Below are 20,011 nucleotides of genomic sequence, written 5' to 3'. Positions count from 1 at the left end.
ATTTAAATTCACCAACATTTTTGAAAAATTTACAAATTAAACGCTTTTTTCACCTCACCTACCATATCCAACTTCTCCCAAGTGAACAATTCCACTTCTTTTTCGATACGACCGTTATACGGCGATTCAAAAACTTTCTTGATCATTCTTGGTTCTTTACCCATATGGCCATATGCCGCAGATTCCAAATAAATAGGATTTCGCAACTTTAGTCGCTCTTCAATAGCAAACGGACGCATATCAAAAAGGGCTTTGGTCTTTTGGGCAATTTCACCATCCGTAAGGTCTACATTAGACGTTCCGTAGGTATCTACATATATAGAGGTAGGCTCAACCACACCAATGGCGTAACTTACCTGTACCAACATCTCATCCGCAACACCGCCCGCTACTAAATTCTTAGCAATATGGCGCGCTGCATAGGCCGCACTTCTATCTACTTTACTCGGGTCTTTTCCACTAAAAGCCCCACCACCATGAGCACCTTTACCTCCGTAAGTATCTACAATAATTTTTCTTCCGGTAAGTCCGGTATCCCCATGAGGACCACCGATTACAAATTTCCCGGTTGGATTGATGTGGTATTTTATTTTATCATCAAATAAATCCTGAATAGCTTTTGGCAATTGCTCTACCACTCTTGGGATTAAAATCTCTACAAGGTCTTCTTTGATTTTTGCCAACATTACCTCATCATCATTATGAAAAGCATCGTGTTGTGTAGATATAACAATAGTATCTATACGTTGCGGCACATTATCATCTGAATACTCAATAGTAACTTGCGATTTGGCATCGGGACGCAAATAATCTATGATTCTACCTTCCCTACGCAACTCCGCCAAATTCTGAAGAATTTTATGCGAAATATCCAAAGCCAACGGCATGTAGTTTTCTGTTTCCTTGGTAGCATAACCGAACATCATACCTTGATCACCAGCTCCTTGTTGCTCTTTCTCGCCACGATCCACACCTTGACTAATATCTTGCGATTGCTCATGAATTAACGAAATAACTCCACAAGAATCTCCACTAAACTGATATTCGCCCTTAGTATAACCAATAGCATTAATTACATCTCTAGCAATGGTCTGAACATCTAGATAAGTATCACTTTTAACCTCACCAGCCAAAACAACCTGGCCCGTAGTTACCAAGGTTTCACAAGCAACTTTACTTTCTGGGTCAAAAGCCAAAAAGTGGTCCAACAAGGCATCGCTTATTTGATCGGCAACTTTATCAGGGTGTCCTTCACTAACAGATTCGGAGGTAAACAAATATGGCATAACAAACTTTTATTTTTTCTAAAAAGGATTTGAAAGAATGCCGGAAGAAGTATGATGTGAAAATTTTCAACATCAACTGCTTTAGCATTTTTTTGTTCTACAATCCCGCTTGGCAAAAACCAATCTTAAATTGGCAATTCAAACAGGTTTAAAACAGAGGTTGCAATCAGTCAAATCCCTCCTCTTTAATTTAATTAGGACGCAAAAGTATAAAAAATGTTCAGATCAAAATATTAATATCGTGTTATTTATTATTTCCTTTTGTAAATACCATGCTCTTTGCACAGGTTTATCAACTATTACAAATCATATTTTAACGATAATAGCAGGTAGCGTGGCTGCACATAGTAAACCTGCGTAGTAAAGAATAAATCATTGGTACTGTCACGGTTAAGCGTAGTGGTATTCAATAAATTGGTGCCTTTAATTCCATATTCCCATCGGCTACCTTGCTTCTGATACGTTAGGGTAGATTCCAAGAAACTATATGTATTGTCAATTGTATTGTCCTTATCCGTGTAATTATAAAAATCATAATCCACATTAAAAATAAAGCTTTTAAGAAAAGAGGCATCAAAACGGGCATACGGTCTACTGGTATAAAATGTAGTTTCTAAATTTCCGTTTTCGTAATTGTTTATCGTATACCTGTATCCCAACTCTAAATTGGGTGCATTCTTAAAATTAGTACTAAGCGCACCCGTATAGTTCTGTGTGAACGAATTGGACATGCGTTGCTGGCCGTCTATTAAATTATTGGTAGTAGACCAACCCACATTACCCCTTACGGAAGCTTTTACCTTTCCAAAAGTACGCTCATAATTTCCGCTAGCGGATAAAGATTCATCTTCAAAATTAGAGTTGATAGTACTACTTACCCTATTTATTCCAATGATATCCGCACTACTTTTTAATGCATCTATTCTTTTGGTATAGGCAACATTCGCAAAAATATTGGTAAGATTGAACATATTGAAACTAAAGAAGTTCAGTGAAAGGTTGTGGTTAAGGGCACTTTCCAAATCCCTATTACCATTATAGAGTGAATTGTAGTTATTGAGCACGTACCCTTGAGCAAAGTTACTTACATCCGTAAAGGAACGGGTTACCCTATAGTTGAACCGCAAATTCTCCGATTTCTTCAACTGAGCGTTGATATACACATCTGGCAATAAAGCTGTTAGGTCATCCTCTACTACCGTGCCCAATTGTTCATTGGTAACATTAAACTGATGCAGAGTAAGCCCCGGATTAAAAGTGAAAATTCCAGAAATAACTTTATAATGTAGCCCTAAGTACAAGTCCGAAACATTAAAGCTAACCTCATTGCCAAAGTCGCTCCCATCCATATCCAACGTTTCCCCATTATCCAAAATCTGAAAAATTCCCGAATTAAAATTCTGATGGCTCTGGGTGGTTCCCAAAGTTAAATTCAGGTTGCTCTTTGTTCCAAGTACACGGTAATAGTCTACCTTGGCATCCACTTTATTGGTGACCACATTTTTGGTCTGGTTTATATTGTATACATCCTGAGTTTCATCAACGGGAAAAATATCAACGAAAGCAAATTCATTACGGATCGCCTCATAGAACGGATCTTCATCTTGATACATATGCTGCGCCTCTACAGCAAATATGTTCTTCTCGTTAAGTGTATAGTAGAGGTTGAGATTTTGATTGACCGCCAAAGGCTTTTGTTTTTTCACCTCGGATATTTCATCCGTTATATTGGATATAGAAAGTACGTCTACCTCTTCATTATCATCGGACTGTTTTAATAGCGCATCATAGTCTAACTGAAAGTTGGCATTGGGTTTGTACCGTGCACTAAATTTTGCCAATCCAAGGTGCACGGTCTGATCTGTATTAGTGGTTGCATTTTCCACATCATTACTAGCAATATAAGCGGTATTTCGCTCAGACTTCATTAAGGTTCCCGTATAGGAGTAAATTCCAAAACCACTTAAATCTAAACTTTCGGTTGGCGAATAACTGAAATTTGCCGCAGCAAATTTTGTATCTATGTCGTTGGCCCTATTGTTTTGAGCGGTAGAAAGACCAAGGCCATCTACCCCTGTTGCAATTGAACTTCCGCCCCTAGAATTTATATTTCTGAAGCCACCGGTAAAATTTCTATAATCATTCCGGGTAAAGGGAACCTCTCCCAAATTATTGAGGTCCGTAATTATATTAATGCTGTATTTTGGACTATAATAAAACAATTTAGGATGTGCCAAATACCTGTCATCAGGACCGTAACCTGCTGTTAACTCTCCAAACCAAAAGTTCTTTTTCCCTTCTTTTAATTTTATGTTCAAAGCCACATTATCATCATCATTGGTAAGCCCTTTCATTTGGGAAACCTCATTAAAGTTCCGTAGTACTTCAACTTTACTTAATGCGTTGGCCGGAATATTTTCAACGGCAAGCTTAGAATCGCCATCAAAAAAATCCTTACCCTCTACCATAACCTTGCTTACGGTCTTTCCCTCTACTTCTATCTGCCCGTCATCATTGATTTCAATGCCCGGAAGGTTTTCAAGAACATCCTTTAGTTTTTTTTCCGTACCCGAAACAAAAGCATCCGTATCATAAACAATGGTGTCCCCTTTTACGGATACCGGCATTTCATACGTAACCTCCACCTCATCTAACTGGGCCGCCTGCTCCTGCATAACAATATCCTTAACGGCATCATTGGTGGTAGCGGTAAAGGTGAACGATTCCGTTTTAAATCCCAGGTAACTGACTTTTAAAGTATATTCATGGCCCGTTTTCAGCTTTAGTTTATATAGCCCTGCATGATTGGTAATACCATAAGATTCCAAGCCCTTGGTTTCGGAATTTATGGCGATAACATTGGCCATATCAACACCAGTCCCCAAACTGTCCTTAACCGTACCCGTCAATGAAATTTCCTGGGAAAAGCCAATAGCGACCACCATAAGAAACATAATAAGCAACCATGCATTTCTCATTATTCTAGTATTAGAAGTGAAAACGTATTTAATTTAAAATAGATAGGAATGTTATTGCGGACGCCCATTTCCACGCCCACGTCCACCACGGTTTCTGAAGTTTTCTCGCATCTCTTTCATTTTCTCCTGCGAGATTTTATCATACTCTGTCTGCGTTACTTTTTTCCCTTTACTTGGCGCCTTTATTTCTACCTTTTCTTTTGGATTCAAGGTAATCTCGGAACAGATTATAGTTGTTATATCATCGCTTACGGCAAGGATAAGCCCCGGCAGCCCCCAGTATTCAGAAGGACCTTGGTTAACGGGTATTTCTGGTGTATACCACGCTACTATCTCCACTTCTTTTATTTCAAATTCTTCTTCTCTTTTTGCCTCTTCTTTTTTATCATCATCATTTCGTCTACGAAAAATAGCCCGCATATTAGGGCGTTTTATAGTCTTTGTAGCCGTTGCCTTAAAAGCAGTGTAATTCCCTATTTGCCTAGTTTCACTACCAAGCACCCAATCCAGTTTTTCCAATTCATCATCTATCAAGAATATCTTACCCAAAAGCTCATTCTTGATCAAGTATTTCCCTTCTTTAATATTCTTGTACAAATCACCTCCTGATGTGGAGAAAGCTCCAAATCGCGGTCCTCTGCCCCCATCCCTACCTCCGGGTTGCTCTAACTGCTCTTCCTCTTTATAGATAGATTCCGTTTGGTTAAAATTAAGAACAAATGTTTTTTCATTGGCCCTTTTTATACGCTCCATCATCTCCTTTTTCCGGTCCTCAGGTATTTGCCTGTTACCAAAATCCATATTTACCTGCGTTTTACTAAAATAAGTTGCCTTTCCTTGAAAATCTTGGGCATACAAGCTGCCACACAACAAAACAAAAACCAACCCTATAAACCGTCTACTTTTCATACTACCAGATAATTAATATGGCTTTAAGACTGTTATAATCCCAATTGGTTTAATTGAACATCCAAAAGAAAATCAAGAAACTTGGCATTTTTTTTCATATTGTGAATAAATTATGTTTTTACTTCCTATAGTTATCTCGTATCTTGTACCTTCTAATTACCTTGCATAAAAACACACAACCATTAATCTATAAAGCTCTATGCACATAGCAGTTGCCGGAAACATCGGTGCAGGAAAAACAACCTTAACCAGGTTATTAGCAAAACATTACAACTGGGAAGCCAACTTTGAAGATGTAGTAGACAACCCTTATTTAGATGATTTCTACAATCAGATGGAGCGCTGGAGCTTCAACCTTCAGATTTACTTTTTAAACCATAGGTTCCGTCAAATCCTACAAATTAGGGAGAGCGGCAAGGAAATTATTCAGGATAGGACCATTTATGAAGATGCATATATTTTTGCCCCCAACCTTCATGCCATGGGCCTGTTGACCAATAGGGATTTTGAAAACTACAAGAGCCTTTTTGAACTGATGGAGAGTTTGGTTCAACCGCCTGATTTACTTATCTACTTAAGAAGTTCCATTCCCAACTTGGTAAAACAAATCCATAAGCGCGGGCGCGAATATGAGAACAGTATTTCCATAGATTACTTAAGCCGACTTAACGAACGCTACGAAGCTTGGATTCATGGGTACACCAAGGGGAACCTCCTTATTATTGATGTAGACGATTTGGATTTTGTAGATCAACCTGAAGATTTGGGAACTATCATCAATAAAATAGACGCAGAAATCAACGGATTATTTTAGGGAGTATTAGCAATAAAACCATTTGCTTTTGCATGTTCTATAGCTTGTTCACTAGTTTCCACTAATAGCACAGGAGTTGTTTTATATGCGCTAAAGAGACTTCTAACCCGTTCCATTCTTCGTTTATGGGCTACACTTCTAATGTAAATAGCACTTATCTGTTTTGGGTATAACTCCGCTATTTCCTTATAAATATCTGCATCATGCTCCCCACTATCCCCGATTAAAATAAATTTTAAATTGGGATATGTTTTTAAAATATTGAGTATCTCCTTTTGCTTTTGAGGTTTTTCGTCCGGTCTTTTGCGCAGCCCCAAGCTTGGGAAATTTCGCAACAATATGGGGCCTTTGGGAAAGTCGTTTTCTTGTAGAAAAAGTTCTAAATACCTGTACATGTTCCATGGGCTATGGCTCACATAAAAAATAGGGTTCGCCTCCTTTCCTGATTGCCCCCTGTGCAGTAAATTGTAGAATTCTGCCGTACCTTTTAAGGGTTTCCGGTTACTGACCCTTTTAAAAATGGTGTTTACGATTACCTTCCACTTTAACGAAGAAACCACGCCCGTATGCAAGATTGTATCATCTATATCGCTTATGACCCCAAACTGTGCAGTAGCGGAAGGTATTAACAATTCTCCGGGAAACTTATTCTGATGCAGAACTTCCCTACGGAGAGAGGCATCCGAGTATGAAATCTCATAATTTAACCAACCTTCCCCATTGGTAAGCTCCTCTAGATTATTTTGCGGCTCATCAAAAGTATAATACCCTCTACCATCTGTTTTTCCGGTAAGGGTTCTCCCATCAGGAAGTTTTATCCTAACGCAGGTATTGCGTATTTCATCGGTTTCAAAACGCTTGTAACTGTTCCAGATTAAATTGAAGAAACCCTTTTTTGACAAATCTATTTCCTCGTCTTCCAAAGCCCTGCCACGCGCATAAAAGTGCGAATTGGTCCCATAGCCCTGAAAAGCCATAATCTGCAACTTGTCTTTCTTTCCGAATAAACCCATGACATCAAATATACTTAAATATAGTGCTCAGACCGACTACAATAAAAATCTATGACTAATCAAAAGTAGCGTTCACGCACCCAAAGGTACGTTTCCCTCAGTACCGGTTTCAAACTAAAAGAGTTGGCTTTAAGTTTAATCATGTTTAACCCTGTTGATTTTTAAAAATCCACTCTAAACCCAGAAAAGATGAAACCAAAGAAAAACCCACAAAAAGACCTAAACAGAAACCGTCCTATCTATTTTCTATTTGGGCTATTGTTCGTTCTTATGTTAACCCTTGCGGCCTTTGAATGGAAGACCTATGACAAAACTTATGATTACGACGTCTCCATGAACATAGAGGACCAACTAACCGAAGAACTCCCCATTTTAGTGGAGTTCAAAACCCCTCCTCCCCCAAAACAAATTACGGCACCTCCTATAATTGAAATAATTGACGATGAGGAAGAAGCCGTTGAAGATGTATTTGAATCTACCGAGACCAATCAAGACGAAGAGATTTTAGAAGTGTCCGATATTGAAGTTTTGGAAACCGATGAACCTGAAGAAATGTCTTTTATGGTCATTGAAGATGTTCCTGTTTTCCCCGGTTGTGAAACCCAAAAAGACAAACGTGATTGTTTCCAGAAAATGATAAACAGACATATTGCCAAAAATTTCAGATACCCTGAATCTGCCCAAGAAATGGGAATTCAAGGCCGAGTGAACATTATGTTCGTGATTCAAAAAGACGGAAGCATAGGCAACGTACAATTACGAGGTCCGGACAAAAGCTTAGAAAAAGAAGCAAAAAGAATTATTGATAAACTACCCCAAATGAAACCTGGCAAACAAAGAGGAACCCCGGTACGGGTGCCTTTTAGCATTCCCATTACATTCAAACTTCACTAATAAACAAATAAAAAAAGGGGGCAATCAAGCCCCCTTTTCATTTCAATCTATATTTAAATTATTTTCGAATATCCACCTTTTCAATGGTGATTTCAGCATCCGTTCCTTTATTGAATTCAACGTCTTTTTCAAAAGCCATTAATTGGCTTTTAACAGTTGATTCCGTACCCTTAAAAACTTTTTCTTGAACAAGCTTTTCTCCGTTTACAACTGTAGTATATGCAATTGTTGCCTCGGCCATATTCGTATCAATAGCATTCATCTCAATTTTGATTTCCTTCGTGTTTTCAACATCGGCCATACCCGTTGCGTTCATGGCGATACTTGGCGCAATCACCAACGCCACAACGGACATTAATTTCAAAAGAATATTTAAAGAAGGCCCAGATGTATCTTTAAACGGATCACCAACAGTATCTCCTACAACTGCAGCCTTATGTGCATCCGTACCTTTGCGGCCATCGGATTCAATCATCTTCTTAGCGTTATCCCATGCACCACCGGCATTGGACTGGAAAATTGCCATTAGCACCCCGCAGGTTGTTACACCCGCCAAAAGACCGCCCAACATTTCCGCTCCACCAATGAAGCCAACTGCCACCGGAACAGCAATAGCCAACAATCCGGGCAGTACCATTTCTTTAATAGATGCCTTTGTAGAAATATCAACACATTTATCATACTCCGCATATCCATCTGCTGCATCAAAAATAGCCCTTTGTTCCGAGGTAGCTTTTGACATATCAGAATCTACTTCACGCATGACCTGCAAGGCCGCTTTTAACTGGGGAATATCCCTGAATTGACGTCTTACCTCCTCTATCATTGCCATGGCCGCACGACCAACAGCATTCATAGACAAGGCCGAAAACACAAACGGAAGCATTCCACCCACCAAAAGACCTGCCATAATTTTAGGTTGGGACACATCAATTGAAGTTACGTTCGCCACTTTCATAAAAGCCGAAAACAAAGCCAAAGCCGTTAAAGCAGCAGAAGCGATAGCAAAACCTTTTCCTATGGCCGCAGTAGTGTTACCAACGGCATCTAATTTATCGGTACGCTCCCTAACTTCAGAAGGCAACTCCGCCATCTCCGCAATACCACCTGCATTATCGGAAATAGGTCCGTATGCATCAACAGCCAACTGAATTCCAGTGTTTGCCAACATCCCAACAGCGGCAATAGCTATACCATATAAACCTGCAAAATGATGGGAAACTAAAATAGCGGCCGCAATCAATAAAATAGGAATCATTGTAGACATCATTCCCACTCCCAAACCAGCAATAATGTTCGTTGCAGCACCTGTTTCGGATTGCTCAACAATAGAAGAAACCGGCTTGGTACCAGTTCCCGTATAATATTCCGTAATCTTCCCTACACCTAGACCGGCAACTAAACCGGCAATAGTAGCAATGAAAATTCCCATTGCTCCCATTGGCAGACCTTCAATAGTCTCAGGAATTAAAGCGTTTATAATAAAATAAGAGGCAACCACCATTAAACCGGCAGAACCGAACTCTCCAATATTTAAAGCAGTCTGTGGATTTCCACCATCCTTTACCTTAACAAAAAAGGTTCCTATTATAGACATGACAATACCAACAGCCGCAAGCACTAACGGTAAGTAGACCGCTCCCATACCCCCAAATTCCGGAGTTATGATAAAAGCACCCAAAACCATGGTTCCAATAATAGACCCTACATAAGACTCGAACAAATCCGCCCCCATACCTGCAACATCCCCAACGTTATCCCCAACATTATCTGCAATCGTAGCCGGATTTAAAGGATGATCCTCTGGAATACCCGCCTCTACCTTACCTACCAAATCTGCCCCTACATCTGCGGCTTTTGTATATATACCACCGCCCACACGAGCAAAAAGTGCAATAGAAGATGCTCCTAAAGAAAATCCTGAAAGTACATTTAGGACCAAACCTAAATTATCCGCACCAGGCCAAACACCTTGGTATACCATAAAAAGACCACTAAGCCCCAAAACACCAAGTCCAACAACACCAAGCCCCATAACGGCACCACCCGCAAAAGCAACTTCCAAGGCCTTACCTAAAGAGGTACGCGCAGCCTGTGTAGTTCGTACATTAGCTTTAGTAGCTACTTTCATGCCAATAAAACCGGCCAGTGCAGAACATATAGCACCTACAATAAAAGATAAGGCAACCATTCCGTGCGAGCCTACCTCGTTACTACCTTTAAAATAAAGCAGCACCGCCACAGCTAACACAAAGATTGCAAGGATCTTATACTCTGCTTTTAAAAAGGACATTGCACCATCTGCAATATTCTTAGCAATACGAGCCATTTTGGCATCACCCTCGTCTTGTTTACTCACCCATACGTTTTTGGCAAAGACGAATACTAAAGCCAATATTCCAAATACTGGCAGAAATTTCACTACTAATTCCATTCGAGTTGTTGTTTAAGATTTCTAATGCCAACTAAAGTAATGAAATTGATCATATAAAAAAAAGCCTTTTTTATTGCTAAAAAAGGCTTTTTAAGGAGTGAATTTTATTTATATCGTAAAAGTGCGCTTCTTTTTTAAATCGCTCTCATCATATCGTTGTACACATTCTTTGTAAATTTTAACGGCCTCTTCGGCATCGCCCCATCCACCAGTGTCAACTTTTTTCTTTTCCAAATCCTTGTACACTTTAAAGAAATGCTCAATTTCTTTTAAACGGTGTGGATTTAGGTCACTTATATCATGGTTATTGCTCCAAATAGGATCCGAAACAGGTACACAGATAATTTTTTCATCCGGCCCTTTTTCATCGGTCATATGAAACACACCAATTGGCCTTACTTCCATAACGACCATAGGATATGTTGGTTCTGCACCCATTACCAAAACATCTAGCGGATCTTTATCCAATGCTAAAGTCTCTGGAATGAAACCATAATCTCCAGGGTACATCATTGATGAAAAAAGCATACGGTCAAAACGTATCTTATGTAGTGCAAAATCGTATTCATATTTATTCCTACTTCCTTTTGGAATCTCAATTAAAACGTCAAAAGTTATGTCAGCTTTTTTTCCCATTTTTTAGGTTTATTTTACAGCTGCGAAGGTACAAAAATGCATACGTGTCTACCCGCAAATATTGAAAAAACATCGGCTTTTTTGACAATTATTAGAATTTGGAAATTCTTACAAGCTCCATGGCCCGAATAAGAAACAACAAATGCATAATTATAAATAATTCGTAATGAACGAACTACATAAATACGACTAGACTAGAAACTTCAATTAAAAATCAAAACCAAATGTTCCCGTAACACTAAAAGGACGTGCATCAGGTGCATCCAAATAGTTACCTCTAAAGTTAAAATCTATTCTAAGAATTTTAAATATGTTACCAATACCAAAAGAATATTCGTAATAAATTTTATCGGATGGTGCCTGCAATGGGGTATTTATGGTTGCCGGCGTACTTAGAGCTATATTTTCATCTGACAAATCTCCCCAAACTCCTCTAAGGCCAATAATCTCCCTTAAATTCAGCTTTCGCAACAACGGAATACGGGAAAAAATTCGCCCGTTAAAATTATGTTGCAGGTGCAATGCCACATAGGTGTCCGTAACAAATTCATAGAAATCCAAATTTGGAAAGGTACCGTAGTTTGAAAAGAATGTCTGATTTCCAGGAACTACATTCAACAACCCAAGTGGTACCGTATTAAAGGTCTTACCCATCTCCAAGGTAGAAAAAAGTCTACCAAAACCACCTATTTGCCATGGCTGACTGTATGAAAATTGAAGTTTGCTATAACTAAAATCGCTATCAAAGACTACATCTACACCTTTGGTATAACTTAATAACAGCGTACTGTAATCATCATTCATACCCTTACGTTCCACACCATAGCCAATGGTTCTTTTACCAGGCGTATAAATCATGATTGCATTAAAATCAAACTGGTTTATCTCAGATGAAATTCCCGTTGGGGAATCGGGGTCTACATAATCCAAACTAAAATCATCCGGTAAAGCAGAGCTTAATTTTCTAAACGTTCCGCCAACCCCAAACCTTACATTGGTAATAGGCTCAATCTCTACACTGAATTTACTTAGATTAATGTTCGTTAACCTGTTATTGGCACCAACGGTAACCAACGAAGACGAGGCAATGCTACGGCCAAGAACATCATTTGTAGCCGTTAGACTTACCCCCAGCTGCTCAATATCGCGCCGGTTGCCCCCAGAAACAATAAGCCTGCTCTTTTGGTCAAGCAATATTTTTCCTGACACTCCATGTTTAAACTTTCTATCTGTAAAACCATACGCGGTATATCCTTCAACACGCCAAAGGTCATTTTCACCAAAATAGGAACGTGCTCCAATACGTACACGTGGGCCTTCTGCTTGATTGTAACCAAAAACATCGTATACCGAACCGATGTCCATATTCCACTTATCAATCTCTACATACCCACTACCTAAAATACTTACTAGATTGTAGTACGACTTAAATTTAGGAACCGTCTTTAAGGTATCCAATAGCTGGTAAATTCCTTTTTCGTCCTTGTTTAAACTCTCCAACCTATTATTCTGCCAAAACGTACTGTCCCGGTTTAAGACCACAGGGTCATACGGGTTACTCTCTGTCTTATAAAATTCTTTGGGTTTCTTTTGATCAAAGGCATAATTATCAAATACGGTAGTACGCTTTCCGTACATACCTCTGGACTCTTCCTTTTTCTGAAAACTAAAATCGCTCATCATATAATCGCGCTTCAGCAGAAATACGGAGTCATTGACCACTTCAAAATCCTGTTCAATATAAATTTCTTTTACCCAGTTGATATTGGCACTTTTGGTAACTTCTAAATTGATATTCTTTACGGCATAGGTAGTATCGTTTACCCAAAAGTCTCCCTTAAACGTAAGTTCGTTCTTTCGTCTTGGATAATAGACAATATTATAACACCATTTATTTTCTATGAAAGCACTATCCCTAAGTGCATAATTATAAACATCCACACCCGTTCTTGAAAGTGGGCTGGTAAAACTTTTATCGAAGAACTTTAAATAATTATCATAAATATCATATTCCTGATAGAGGTCTGCCACAAAGGCGATTATAGCCTGATTGTTGTCAAAACCTGAGTTTTTGTTACCCAATATATCTTCCTTTTCCTCATCTAAGCGATTGTCTCCATAAACTTTGGAGAAGGTTTCGTTCAAAAAGATAGGCAGGTAAGTCTTACCGGTAATACGCGAAGTGTCCAAATCCTTAAAAACAAATTCTAGCCCCTTGAATATTTTTTTCTTCATCAAGGCGCTGTCTATCGTATTCAGGTCAAATTCTACCTTTTCATATTTCTCAAAGGCATATTGATCAAACTTACGCAGGCCGTTCTCTCTTTTTTTAGCCCATATTTTTTTCAGTATTTCTACCGCAGGATTGTTTTTCTTAGGTTGTTTTCCTCCAACAAGCACAACTTCATCTAATTGTTGGGAGGCCTCTTTCATGACAACCTTCATTTTATAGGTTACTTTAGACTCTAGCGGAATCTCTACATTCTCATAACCAATAAAGGAGACTACAAGCGTGGTATGGCCCCCATCCGACTCCATATAGAAATTACCATTATCATCCGTAATGGTACCCTCATATGAACCTTTAAAAAGAATATTAGCGAACGCTACCGGCTGGTTATCTTCGTCTACAACTGTACCGCCTACTTTTGTTTGTGCACCGACAACCAAAGAAAAAAGCAGTAAAACAAATAAAAGGAGGTTCTTCATCTAAGAAATTTTCTCTGTACTCTATAAACAAATAATGTACCAGAACAGATTATAGTACAATTGTTGATTAGTTTTTTTTGCATTCAAAATAAAGTCCGCTACTGTTTTCAAGCTAAAAATCTAAATCCAAGCCAAAAAACACCAAACTGAAATCCTAAAAAAAAATGCTTCACCGACACTAAGTCGGTGAAGCAAAAGTACCTTTACAAATTAGTTATATCTATTTGTATAACACTTTCTTAACAGCCTTAACCACATCTTCATGGTTTGGCAACCATTCTTCCAACAATACTGGAGAATATGGCGCCGGTGTATCGGCAGTGTTTATTTTCTCTATAGGTGCATCCAAATAATCAAAAGCATTGGACTGCACATGAAAGGTCAATTCCGTTGCCACATTGCCAAACGGCCATGCCTCCTCAAGAATAACCAAACGATTTGTTTTCTTTACAGACTTTAATACAGCTTCGTAATCCAATGGTTTAACGGTACGTAAATCAATGATTTCACAGCTAATACCTTCTTTTTGAAGTTCGTCCGCAGCTTTATCGGCTTCTTTAATTATTTTACCAAAAGATACAATAGTAACATCGCTACCCTCTCTTCGGATATCGGCAACACCTAAAGGAATTGTATATTCCCCTTCTGGAACCTCACCCTTATCTCCGTACATCTGCTCAGACTCCATAAAAATAACAGGATCATTATCGCGAATAGCCGATTTCAATAACCCTTTTGCATCTGCAGGATTGGAAGGCACTACAACCTTTAACCCAGGACAGTTAGCATACCAGCTTTCAAAAGCCTGGGAATGTGTTGCGGCCAATTGACCTGCAGAACCCGTAGGACCTCTAAAAACTATTGGACAAGGAAATTGCCCACCAGACATCTGACGGATTTTAGCCGCATTATTGATGATCTGATCGATACCTACCAAAGCAAAGTTAAACGTCATGAACTCTATTATAGGACGGCAACCGGTCATTGTAGACCCTACACCTATACCAGCAAAACCTAGTTCGGCAATTGGCGTATCTATAACTCGTTTGGCACCAAACTCGTCTAGCATTCCTTTAGAAGCTTTGTAAGCACCGTTATATTCGGCAACCTCTTCTCCCATCAGATAAACTGACTCGTCTTTTCTCATTTCTTCCGACATCGCCTCGACAATGGCTTCCCTAAATTGTAATGTCTTCATATTATATGGAGTATCTTTTTATTATGATCGTTAAAAACGCAAGCAAAAATAGGAAAATATATATCAATTAAAGGGCTCTCAGAATCAAAAAAAGTTATAAAAAATACTATGCATGCATAGTATTTTCGAAAAAGTTTCCATATCTTCGTCTAGATTATAAATAGCTTTATAGACATGAAAATATTAGTTTGCATAAGTAATGTTCCTGACACGACCTCAAAAATAAACTTTACGGACGGTGATACAAAATTTGACACCAATGGCGTACAGTTTGTCATAAACCCTAATGATGAGTTTGGTTTAACCCGTGCCATGTGGTTCAAGGAAAAGCAAGGAGCTACCGTACACATTGCTACAGTAGGCGAAGCCAGCGTAGAACCAACTATGCGTAAGGCACTTGCCATTGGCGCTGATGAAGCCATTAGGGTTAACGCCGCTCCGGTAGACGGATTTTTTGTTGCCGAACAACTGGCCAACATTGTTAAGGACGGAGCCTACGACCTTGTTATAGCAGGCAGGGAAAGTATTGATTACAACGGAGGAATGGTTCCCGGAATTCTGGCAACTCTTTTAGGAATGAATTTTATAAACACTTGTATAAGTCTTGAAATAGAAGGCGATACGGCAACGGCTATAAGAGAAATAGACGGCGGAAAAGAAACCGTACAGGCTTCCCTACCTCTAGTTATTGGTGGGCAAAAAGGCCTTGTACAGGAAAGTGACCTAAAAATACCTAACATGAGAGGTATTATGATGGCACGAAAAAAGACACTTACCGCAGTGGAGCCTATTGATGCTACCATTGCGACCAAAGATGCGAAATTTGACAAGCCTACCGCAAAAGGAAGTGTAAAATTGGTGAATTCCGCAGATGAGTTGGTAGATTTATTGCACAACGAAGCTAAGGTAATTTAATTACGCTAGATAGGTTCTCAACCACGGGCCACAAGCCCACAAAACCCTATTCAGCTTAACTTTATCTCTAAAAATTAAACAATACACCACATGTCAGTATTAGTATATACAGAATCCGAAAACGGAAAATTCAAAAAAAGTGCCTTTGAAGTGGCATCATATGCCAAAGCTGTGGCAGACCAGTTAGGCTCATCAGTTACTGCAATTGCATTTAACGCTAGTGATAACGAAGCCTTGGGAACTTATGGTGTTTCCAAAGTATTGAACATAGCCGATGACAAACTTTCCACTTTCAGTGCCGCCGCATACGCTAATAGTATTATGCAGGCCGCCAATAGTGAAGGTGCACAGGTAGTTATCGTAAGCTCCAGCACCAACAGCAAATTCTTGGCGCCAATCCTAGCTGCGAAATTAAAAGCAGGATACGTACCCAATGTTGTTGCCGCGCCGGAAAGCACATCTCCATTTAGTGTAAAGCGTACCGCATTTAGTAATAAAGGCTTTGCTCATACAGAAATTACTACGGATACCAAGATTATTGGTGTTTCCAACAACGCATTTGGCATAAAAGAAAATCCTACAACCGCAGCGGTTGAAACTTTTAATGCAGATTTAAGCGATGCTGATTTCTCCGTTAAGTCCGTTGAAATAGACAAGGTTGCCGGTCAGGTAACCATTGCGGACGCAGAGATTGTGGTTTCCGGAGGACGAGGTCTTAAAGGTCCTGAAAACTGGGGAATGATCGAAGATCTTGCCCAAGTTCTTGGTGCCGCTACAGCTTGCTCAAAACCTGTTTCCGATATGGGATGGAGACCCCACGGAGAGCACGTTGGGCAAACCGGAAAGCCGGTTGCATCCAACTTATACATAGCTATTGGTATTTCAGGAGCTATACAACATTTGGCAGGAGTAAGTGCCTCAAAAACCAAAGTGGTCATTAACTCGGACCCTGAAGCACCATTTTTCAAAGCTGCCGACTACGGAATTGTGGGCGACGCCTTTGAAGTGGTACCAAAGCTCATCGAAAAATTAAAGGAATTTAAAGCGCAAAACGCTTAATTTTTGTTAATTTGCGCTCATTAAAGGGCTGTTTAAATGCATGGTACGCCCGTATTTAAACAGTCTTTTGTATTTTAAAGATTCTATGAGCTTAGTAAGGTTAAAAATAAAAGGTATTTCCTATAGCCAAACACAAAACGGGGCATATGCCCTTATTTTGAACGAAGTGGAAGGCGATCGTAAATTACCCATCGTTATCGGTGCTTTTGAAGCACAGTCCATTGCCATTGCACTTGAAAAGGAAATAAAACCGCCTAGACCTTTAACCCACGATTTGTTCAAAAACTTTTCAGATCGTTTTGACATTGTTATCAAACAGGTTATTATCCACAAATTGGTAGACGGTGTTTTTTACTCCAGTATTATATGCGAGCGTGATAAAATTGAGGAGATTATAGATGCCAGAACCAGTGATGCCATTGCATTGGCTCTCCGGTTTAACGCCCCTATTTTCACTTACAAGACTATTTTGGACAAAGCAGGAATCTTTTTAAAGTTCTCGTCAAAAGACAAGGAAAAAGAAGAAACCGATGACAGCATTGTAGTTGACGAAATCTTACAAGAGGGCGAAACTGTAGAAATCGAATCCGGTGCAACAGATGGTTATACGGAACTTTCTGTTGATGAGCTCCACAAAGAGCTTGATCAAGCTGTAGCCAACGAAGATTATGAAAAAGCGGCCAAGTTACGGGACGAGATTTCAAAAAGAAACTGATAAACAAGCAAGTACCCTATGAAAATCAACCCTTGGATTGTTCTGCTTGCCCTTTTCATTTTTTTCCCATCCATAGCACAAGATAGTATTACCGTACCCAATGTTGAAACAACGGTAATCAATGATGTAATTTCAGAAACCACCAACAAAATAAAACCTAACGAAGGCTTTACTCTAAGCAGTTTAGGCCGTGGTGTATTGGGAATGGTGGTGCTTTTACTTATTTCATTTTTATTCAGTTCTAACCGAAAAGCCATCAATTGGAAAACGGTTGGCATAGGTCTTACCCTACAACTTTTCATTGCTGTTGGTGTACTAAAGGTACCTTTCATCCAAAAGGGATTTGAATCCGTTGGTGAAGTTTTTATCAGTATTTTAGGGTTCACCCGTGCGGGAAGTAAATTTCTTTTTGAAGGTTTAGTTGTTGACACCAATACATTCGGCTACATTTTTGCATTTCAAGTATTGCCTACCATTATCTTCTTTTCTGCACTTACCTCTTTATTATTCTATTTAGGAGTAATCCAGAAAGTGGTTAGGGCATTGGCCTGGATGCTTTCTAAAACATTGGGTATATCCGGAGCCGAAAGTCTTTCTGTTGCGGGAAATATTTTTTTAGGTCAGACCGAAGCACCTTTATTGATTAAGGCGTATTTGGAAAAAATGAACCGTTCGGAAATACTATTGGTAATGATTGGCGGAATGGCTACCGTTGCCGGAGCTGTTTTAGCTGCTTATATAGGTTTTTTAGGTGGTGAGGATAAATTGCTGCAGTTGGTTTTTGCGAAGCACTTATTGGCTGCATCAGTTATGGCCGCACCAGGGGCAATCGTAATCTCAAAAATATTATATCCGCAAACGGAAGTCGTTAATACGGATATTGAAGTTTCTACGGAAAAAATCGGTTCAAATATGTTAGACGCCATAGCTAACGGAACAACTGAAGGGCTAAAATTAGCGGTTAACGTTGGTGCCATGCTTTTGGTTTTTGTTGCTATGATCGCCATGATCAATGGCATTTTAGGATATGCGGGAGACCTGACCCATTTAAATGATTGGATTGTAGAGAACACGGCTTATAAAAAATTCTCTTTAGAAGCTATTCTCGGAACCATCTTTGCGCCTCTTATGTGGTTAATAGGCGTTGCAAAAGAAGATGTTATGTTCATGGGGCAATTATTGGGTATAAAGCTAGCCGCAAGCGAGTTTATTGGCTACAAACAATTGGCCGAACTTAAGGATTTAAGCAGAGGAGCCAACCTTACTTATAACAAATCTGTTATTATGGCCACTTATATGCTCTGCGGATTTGCAAACTTTGCATCTATAGGCATACAAATTGGCGGTATCGGCTCTTTAGCACCCGGTCAACGCAAGACACTTTCCGAATTTGGTCTTAAGGCCGTTCTTGGTGGTTCAATTGCATCTTTACTCTCCGCTACTATTGCGGGTATGATTTTGGGATAACCGAGAGTTAGAATATTCAGCAAAAATATCTCGGTTAATAAATTACTGATAACTCAAAATAGCAATTCCTTTTCCTTTTCCTTTTACCCATTATCTTTACGCTACTATGAAACAATACCACGATTTACTAAAGCACGTACTCGAAAACGGTAACCAAAAAGGAGACCGTACAGGAACTGGAACATTGAGCGTTTTTGGATATCAAATGCGTTTTGACCTCAGCAAAGGTTTTCCTATGGTAACTACCAAAAAGCTACACCTGAAGTCTATCGTTTATGAGTTGCTTTGGTTCTTGAAAGGAGATACAAATATTAAATACCTTCAAGAAAACGGCGTGCGTATCTGGAACGAATGGGCAGATGAGAATGGTGATTTAGGCCCTGTTTATGGTCATCAATGGCGTAATTGGAACAATGATGAGATTGATCAAATTAAAGATGTTATTCAATCTTTAAAAAACAATCCTAATAGCAGACGTATGTTGGTTTCCGCATGGAACCCAAGTGTACTTCCGGACACCTCAAAATCGTTCTCTGAAAATGTAGCCAATGGCAAAGCGGCACTCCCTCCCTGCCATGCCTTTTTTCAGTTTTATGTTGCTGATGGCAAGCTTTCATGTCAACTTTACCAACGTAGTGCAGACATCTTTTTAGGTGTACCGTTTAACATTGCTTCTTACGCACTATTTACAATGATGATGGCACAAGTGTGCGGTTATGAAGCGGGTGAATTTATTCACACTTTTGGTGACGCCCACATCTACAACAACCATATGGAGCAGGTAGAATTGCAATTGAGTCGCGAACCTAGGCCTTTACCGAAAATGGTCATCAACCCGGAAATAAAAGACATTTTTGACTTTAAGTTTGAAGATTTCAGCCTGGAGGATTACAACCCTCACCCTCATATAAAGGGTGCCGTTGCCGTTTAGCGTTCACCAAAAATACTATTGAGCTCATGGCGTACATTCTATAATCCTTATAT

15 protein-coding genes are annotated in these 20,011 nt (G+C 39.4%); 7 read left to right on the top strand and 8 right to left on the bottom strand.

Annotation, left to right across the window (positions count from 1 at the left end; all coding sequences use genetic code 11):
• Positions 1–29: 29 nt before the first annotated feature.
• From metK to H9565_RS16060, 3 genes are all read right to left on the bottom strand, one after another.
• Positions 30–1,286, bottom strand: a complete 1,257-nt coding sequence (gene metK, locus H9565_RS16070; RefSeq protein ID WP_215441158.1) for a methionine adenosyltransferase — start codon at positions 1,284–1,286, stop codon at positions 30–32.
• Positions 1,287–1,585: 299 nt separating this feature from the next.
• Positions 1,586–4,264 (bottom strand): carboxypeptidase-like regulatory domain-containing protein, encoded by a 2,679-nt coding sequence (locus H9565_RS16065; protein ID WP_215441157.1) that lies wholly within the window; start codon positions 4,262–4,264, stop codon positions 1,586–1,588.
• 51 nt (positions 4,265–4,315) lie between these two features.
• Positions 4,316–5,173: a GLPGLI family protein gene (locus H9565_RS16060; protein WP_215441156.1), complete on the bottom strand. Its 858-nt coding sequence runs from the start codon at positions 5,171–5,173 to the stop codon at positions 4,316–4,318.
• Between the two features lie 199 nt (positions 5,174–5,372).
• Between H9565_RS16060 and H9565_RS16055 the strand changes: the two genes are divergently transcribed.
• Positions 5,373–5,987, top strand: a complete 615-nt coding sequence (locus H9565_RS16055; RefSeq protein WP_215441155.1) for a deoxynucleoside kinase — start codon at positions 5,373–5,375, stop codon at positions 5,985–5,987.
• Here H9565_RS16055 and H9565_RS16050 read toward each other — a convergent pair.
• A complete protein-coding gene (locus H9565_RS16050; RefSeq protein ID WP_215441153.1) occupies positions 5,984–7,000 on the bottom strand; it encodes an App1 family protein in 1,017 nt (338 codons plus the stop codon). The two genes, H9565_RS16055 and H9565_RS16050, sit on opposite strands and share 4 nt — an antisense overlap.
• Before the next feature lie 189 nt (positions 7,001–7,189).
• On the opposite strand from H9565_RS16050, the gene H9565_RS16045 reads away from it, so the two are divergent.
• Complete coding sequence (locus tag H9565_RS16045; RefSeq protein ID WP_215441151.1) at positions 7,190–7,894, top strand: energy transducer TonB; 705 nt, start codon at positions 7,190–7,192, stop codon at positions 7,892–7,894.
• Between the two features lie 58 nt (positions 7,895–7,952).
• Here H9565_RS16045 and H9565_RS16040 read toward each other — a convergent pair whose 3' ends face one another.
• The 4 genes from H9565_RS16040 to H9565_RS16025 all read right to left on the bottom strand — a co-directional run bounded on the left by H9565_RS16040 (position 7,953) and on the right by H9565_RS16025 (position 14,871).
• Positions 7,953–10,328: a sodium-translocating pyrophosphatase gene (locus H9565_RS16040; RefSeq protein ID WP_215441149.1), complete on the bottom strand. Its 2,376-nt coding sequence runs from the start codon at positions 10,326–10,328 to the stop codon at positions 7,953–7,955.
• Between the two features lie 108 nt (positions 10,329–10,436).
• Complete coding sequence (locus H9565_RS16035; protein ID WP_215441147.1) at positions 10,437–10,964, bottom strand: inorganic diphosphatase; 528 nt, start codon at positions 10,962–10,964, stop codon at positions 10,437–10,439.
• 207 nt (positions 10,965–11,171) lie between these two features.
• The gene (locus H9565_RS16030; protein WP_215441145.1) at positions 11,172–13,673 is read right to left on the bottom strand and encodes a DUF5686 family protein; all 2,502 of its coding nucleotides are present in this window, start codon (positions 13,671–13,673) and stop codon (positions 11,172–11,174) included.
• A 220-nt stretch (positions 13,674–13,893) separates the two neighbouring features.
• Complete coding sequence (locus tag H9565_RS16025; RefSeq protein ID WP_215441143.1) at positions 13,894–14,871, bottom strand: pyruvate dehydrogenase complex E1 component subunit beta; 978 nt, start codon at positions 14,869–14,871, stop codon at positions 13,894–13,896.
• A gap of 174 nt (positions 14,872–15,045) precedes the next feature.
• Between H9565_RS16025 and H9565_RS16020 the strand changes: the two genes are divergently transcribed.
• The 5 genes from H9565_RS16020 (at position 15,046) to H9565_RS16000 (ending at position 19,958) form a co-directional block, all read left to right on the top strand.
• On the top strand, positions 15,046–15,786 hold the full coding sequence (locus H9565_RS16020) for an electron transfer flavoprotein subunit beta/FixA family protein (protein ID WP_215441141.1): 741 nt from the start codon (positions 15,046–15,048) through the stop codon (positions 15,784–15,786).
• A 90-nt stretch (positions 15,787–15,876) separates the two neighbouring features.
• The gene (locus H9565_RS16015) at positions 15,877–16,845 is read left to right on the top strand and encodes an electron transfer flavoprotein subunit alpha/FixB family protein (RefSeq protein WP_215441139.1); all 969 of its coding nucleotides are present in this window, start codon (positions 15,877–15,879) and stop codon (positions 16,843–16,845) included.
• An 85-nt stretch (positions 16,846–16,930) separates the two neighbouring features.
• Positions 16,931–17,560 (top strand): bifunctional nuclease family protein, encoded by a 630-nt coding sequence (locus H9565_RS16010; RefSeq protein WP_215441137.1) that lies wholly within the window; start codon positions 16,931–16,933, stop codon positions 17,558–17,560.
• Positions 17,561–17,578: 18 nt separating this feature from the next.
• Positions 17,579–19,027, top strand: a complete 1,449-nt coding sequence (locus tag H9565_RS16005) for a NupC/NupG family nucleoside CNT transporter (protein WP_215441136.1) — start codon at positions 17,579–17,581, stop codon at positions 19,025–19,027.
• A 106-nt stretch (positions 19,028–19,133) separates the two neighbouring features.
• Positions 19,134–19,958, top strand: coding sequence for a thymidylate synthase (locus H9565_RS16000; RefSeq protein WP_215441134.1), 825 nt, complete (start codon positions 19,134–19,136; stop codon positions 19,956–19,958).
• Positions 19,959–20,011: the final 53 nt, after the last annotated feature.

Source organism: Zobellia russellii, assembly GCF_018728565.1.
Taxonomy (GTDB): domain Bacteria; phylum Bacteroidota; class Bacteroidia; order Flavobacteriales; family Flavobacteriaceae; genus Zobellia; species Zobellia russellii.
This window is presented reverse-complemented; position numbering and strand designations above follow the sequence as displayed.

Coding starts and splice junctions, on each gene's coding strand:
- H9565_RS16020 (WP_215441141.1), top strand. CDS start 15,046: ATGAAAATATTAGTTTGCATAAGTAATGTTCCTGACACGACCTCAAAA.
- H9565_RS16005 (WP_215441136.1), top strand. CDS start 17,579: ATGAAAATCAACCCTTGGATTGTTCTGCTTGCCCTTTTCATTTTTTTC.
- metK (WP_215441158.1), bottom strand. CDS start 1,286: ATGCCATATTTGTTTACCTCCGAATCTGTTAGTGAAGGACACCCTGAT.
- H9565_RS16065 (WP_215441157.1), bottom strand. CDS start 4,264: ATGAGAAATGCATGGTTGCTTATTATGTTTCTTATGGTGGTCGCTATT.
- H9565_RS16045 (WP_215441151.1), top strand. CDS start 7,190: ATGAAACCAAAGAAAAACCCACAAAAAGACCTAAACAGAAACCGTCCT.
- H9565_RS16035 (WP_215441147.1), bottom strand. CDS start 10,964: ATGGGAAAAAAAGCTGACATAACTTTTGACGTTTTAATTGAGATTCCA.
- H9565_RS16010 (WP_215441137.1), top strand. CDS start 16,931: ATGAGCTTAGTAAGGTTAAAAATAAAAGGTATTTCCTATAGCCAAACA.
- H9565_RS16015 (WP_215441139.1), top strand. CDS start 15,877: ATGTCAGTATTAGTATATACAGAATCCGAAAACGGAAAATTCAAAAAA.
- H9565_RS16030 (WP_215441145.1), bottom strand. CDS start 13,673: ATGAAGAACCTCCTTTTATTTGTTTTACTGCTTTTTTCTTTGGTTGTC.
- H9565_RS16055 (WP_215441155.1), top strand. CDS start 5,373: ATGCACATAGCAGTTGCCGGAAACATCGGTGCAGGAAAAACAACCTTA.
- H9565_RS16000 (WP_215441134.1), top strand. CDS start 19,134: ATGAAACAATACCACGATTTACTAAAGCACGTACTCGAAAACGGTAAC.
- H9565_RS16025 (WP_215441143.1), bottom strand. CDS start 14,871: ATGAAGACATTACAATTTAGGGAAGCCATTGTCGAGGCGATGTCGGAA.
- H9565_RS16050 (WP_215441153.1), bottom strand. CDS start 7,000: ATGGGTTTATTCGGAAAGAAAGACAAGTTGCAGATTATGGCTTTTCAG.
- H9565_RS16060 (WP_215441156.1), bottom strand. CDS start 5,173: ATGAAAAGTAGACGGTTTATAGGGTTGGTTTTTGTTTTGTTGTGTGGC.
- H9565_RS16040 (WP_215441149.1), bottom strand. CDS start 10,328: ATGGAATTAGTAGTGAAATTTCTGCCAGTATTTGGAATATTGGCTTTA.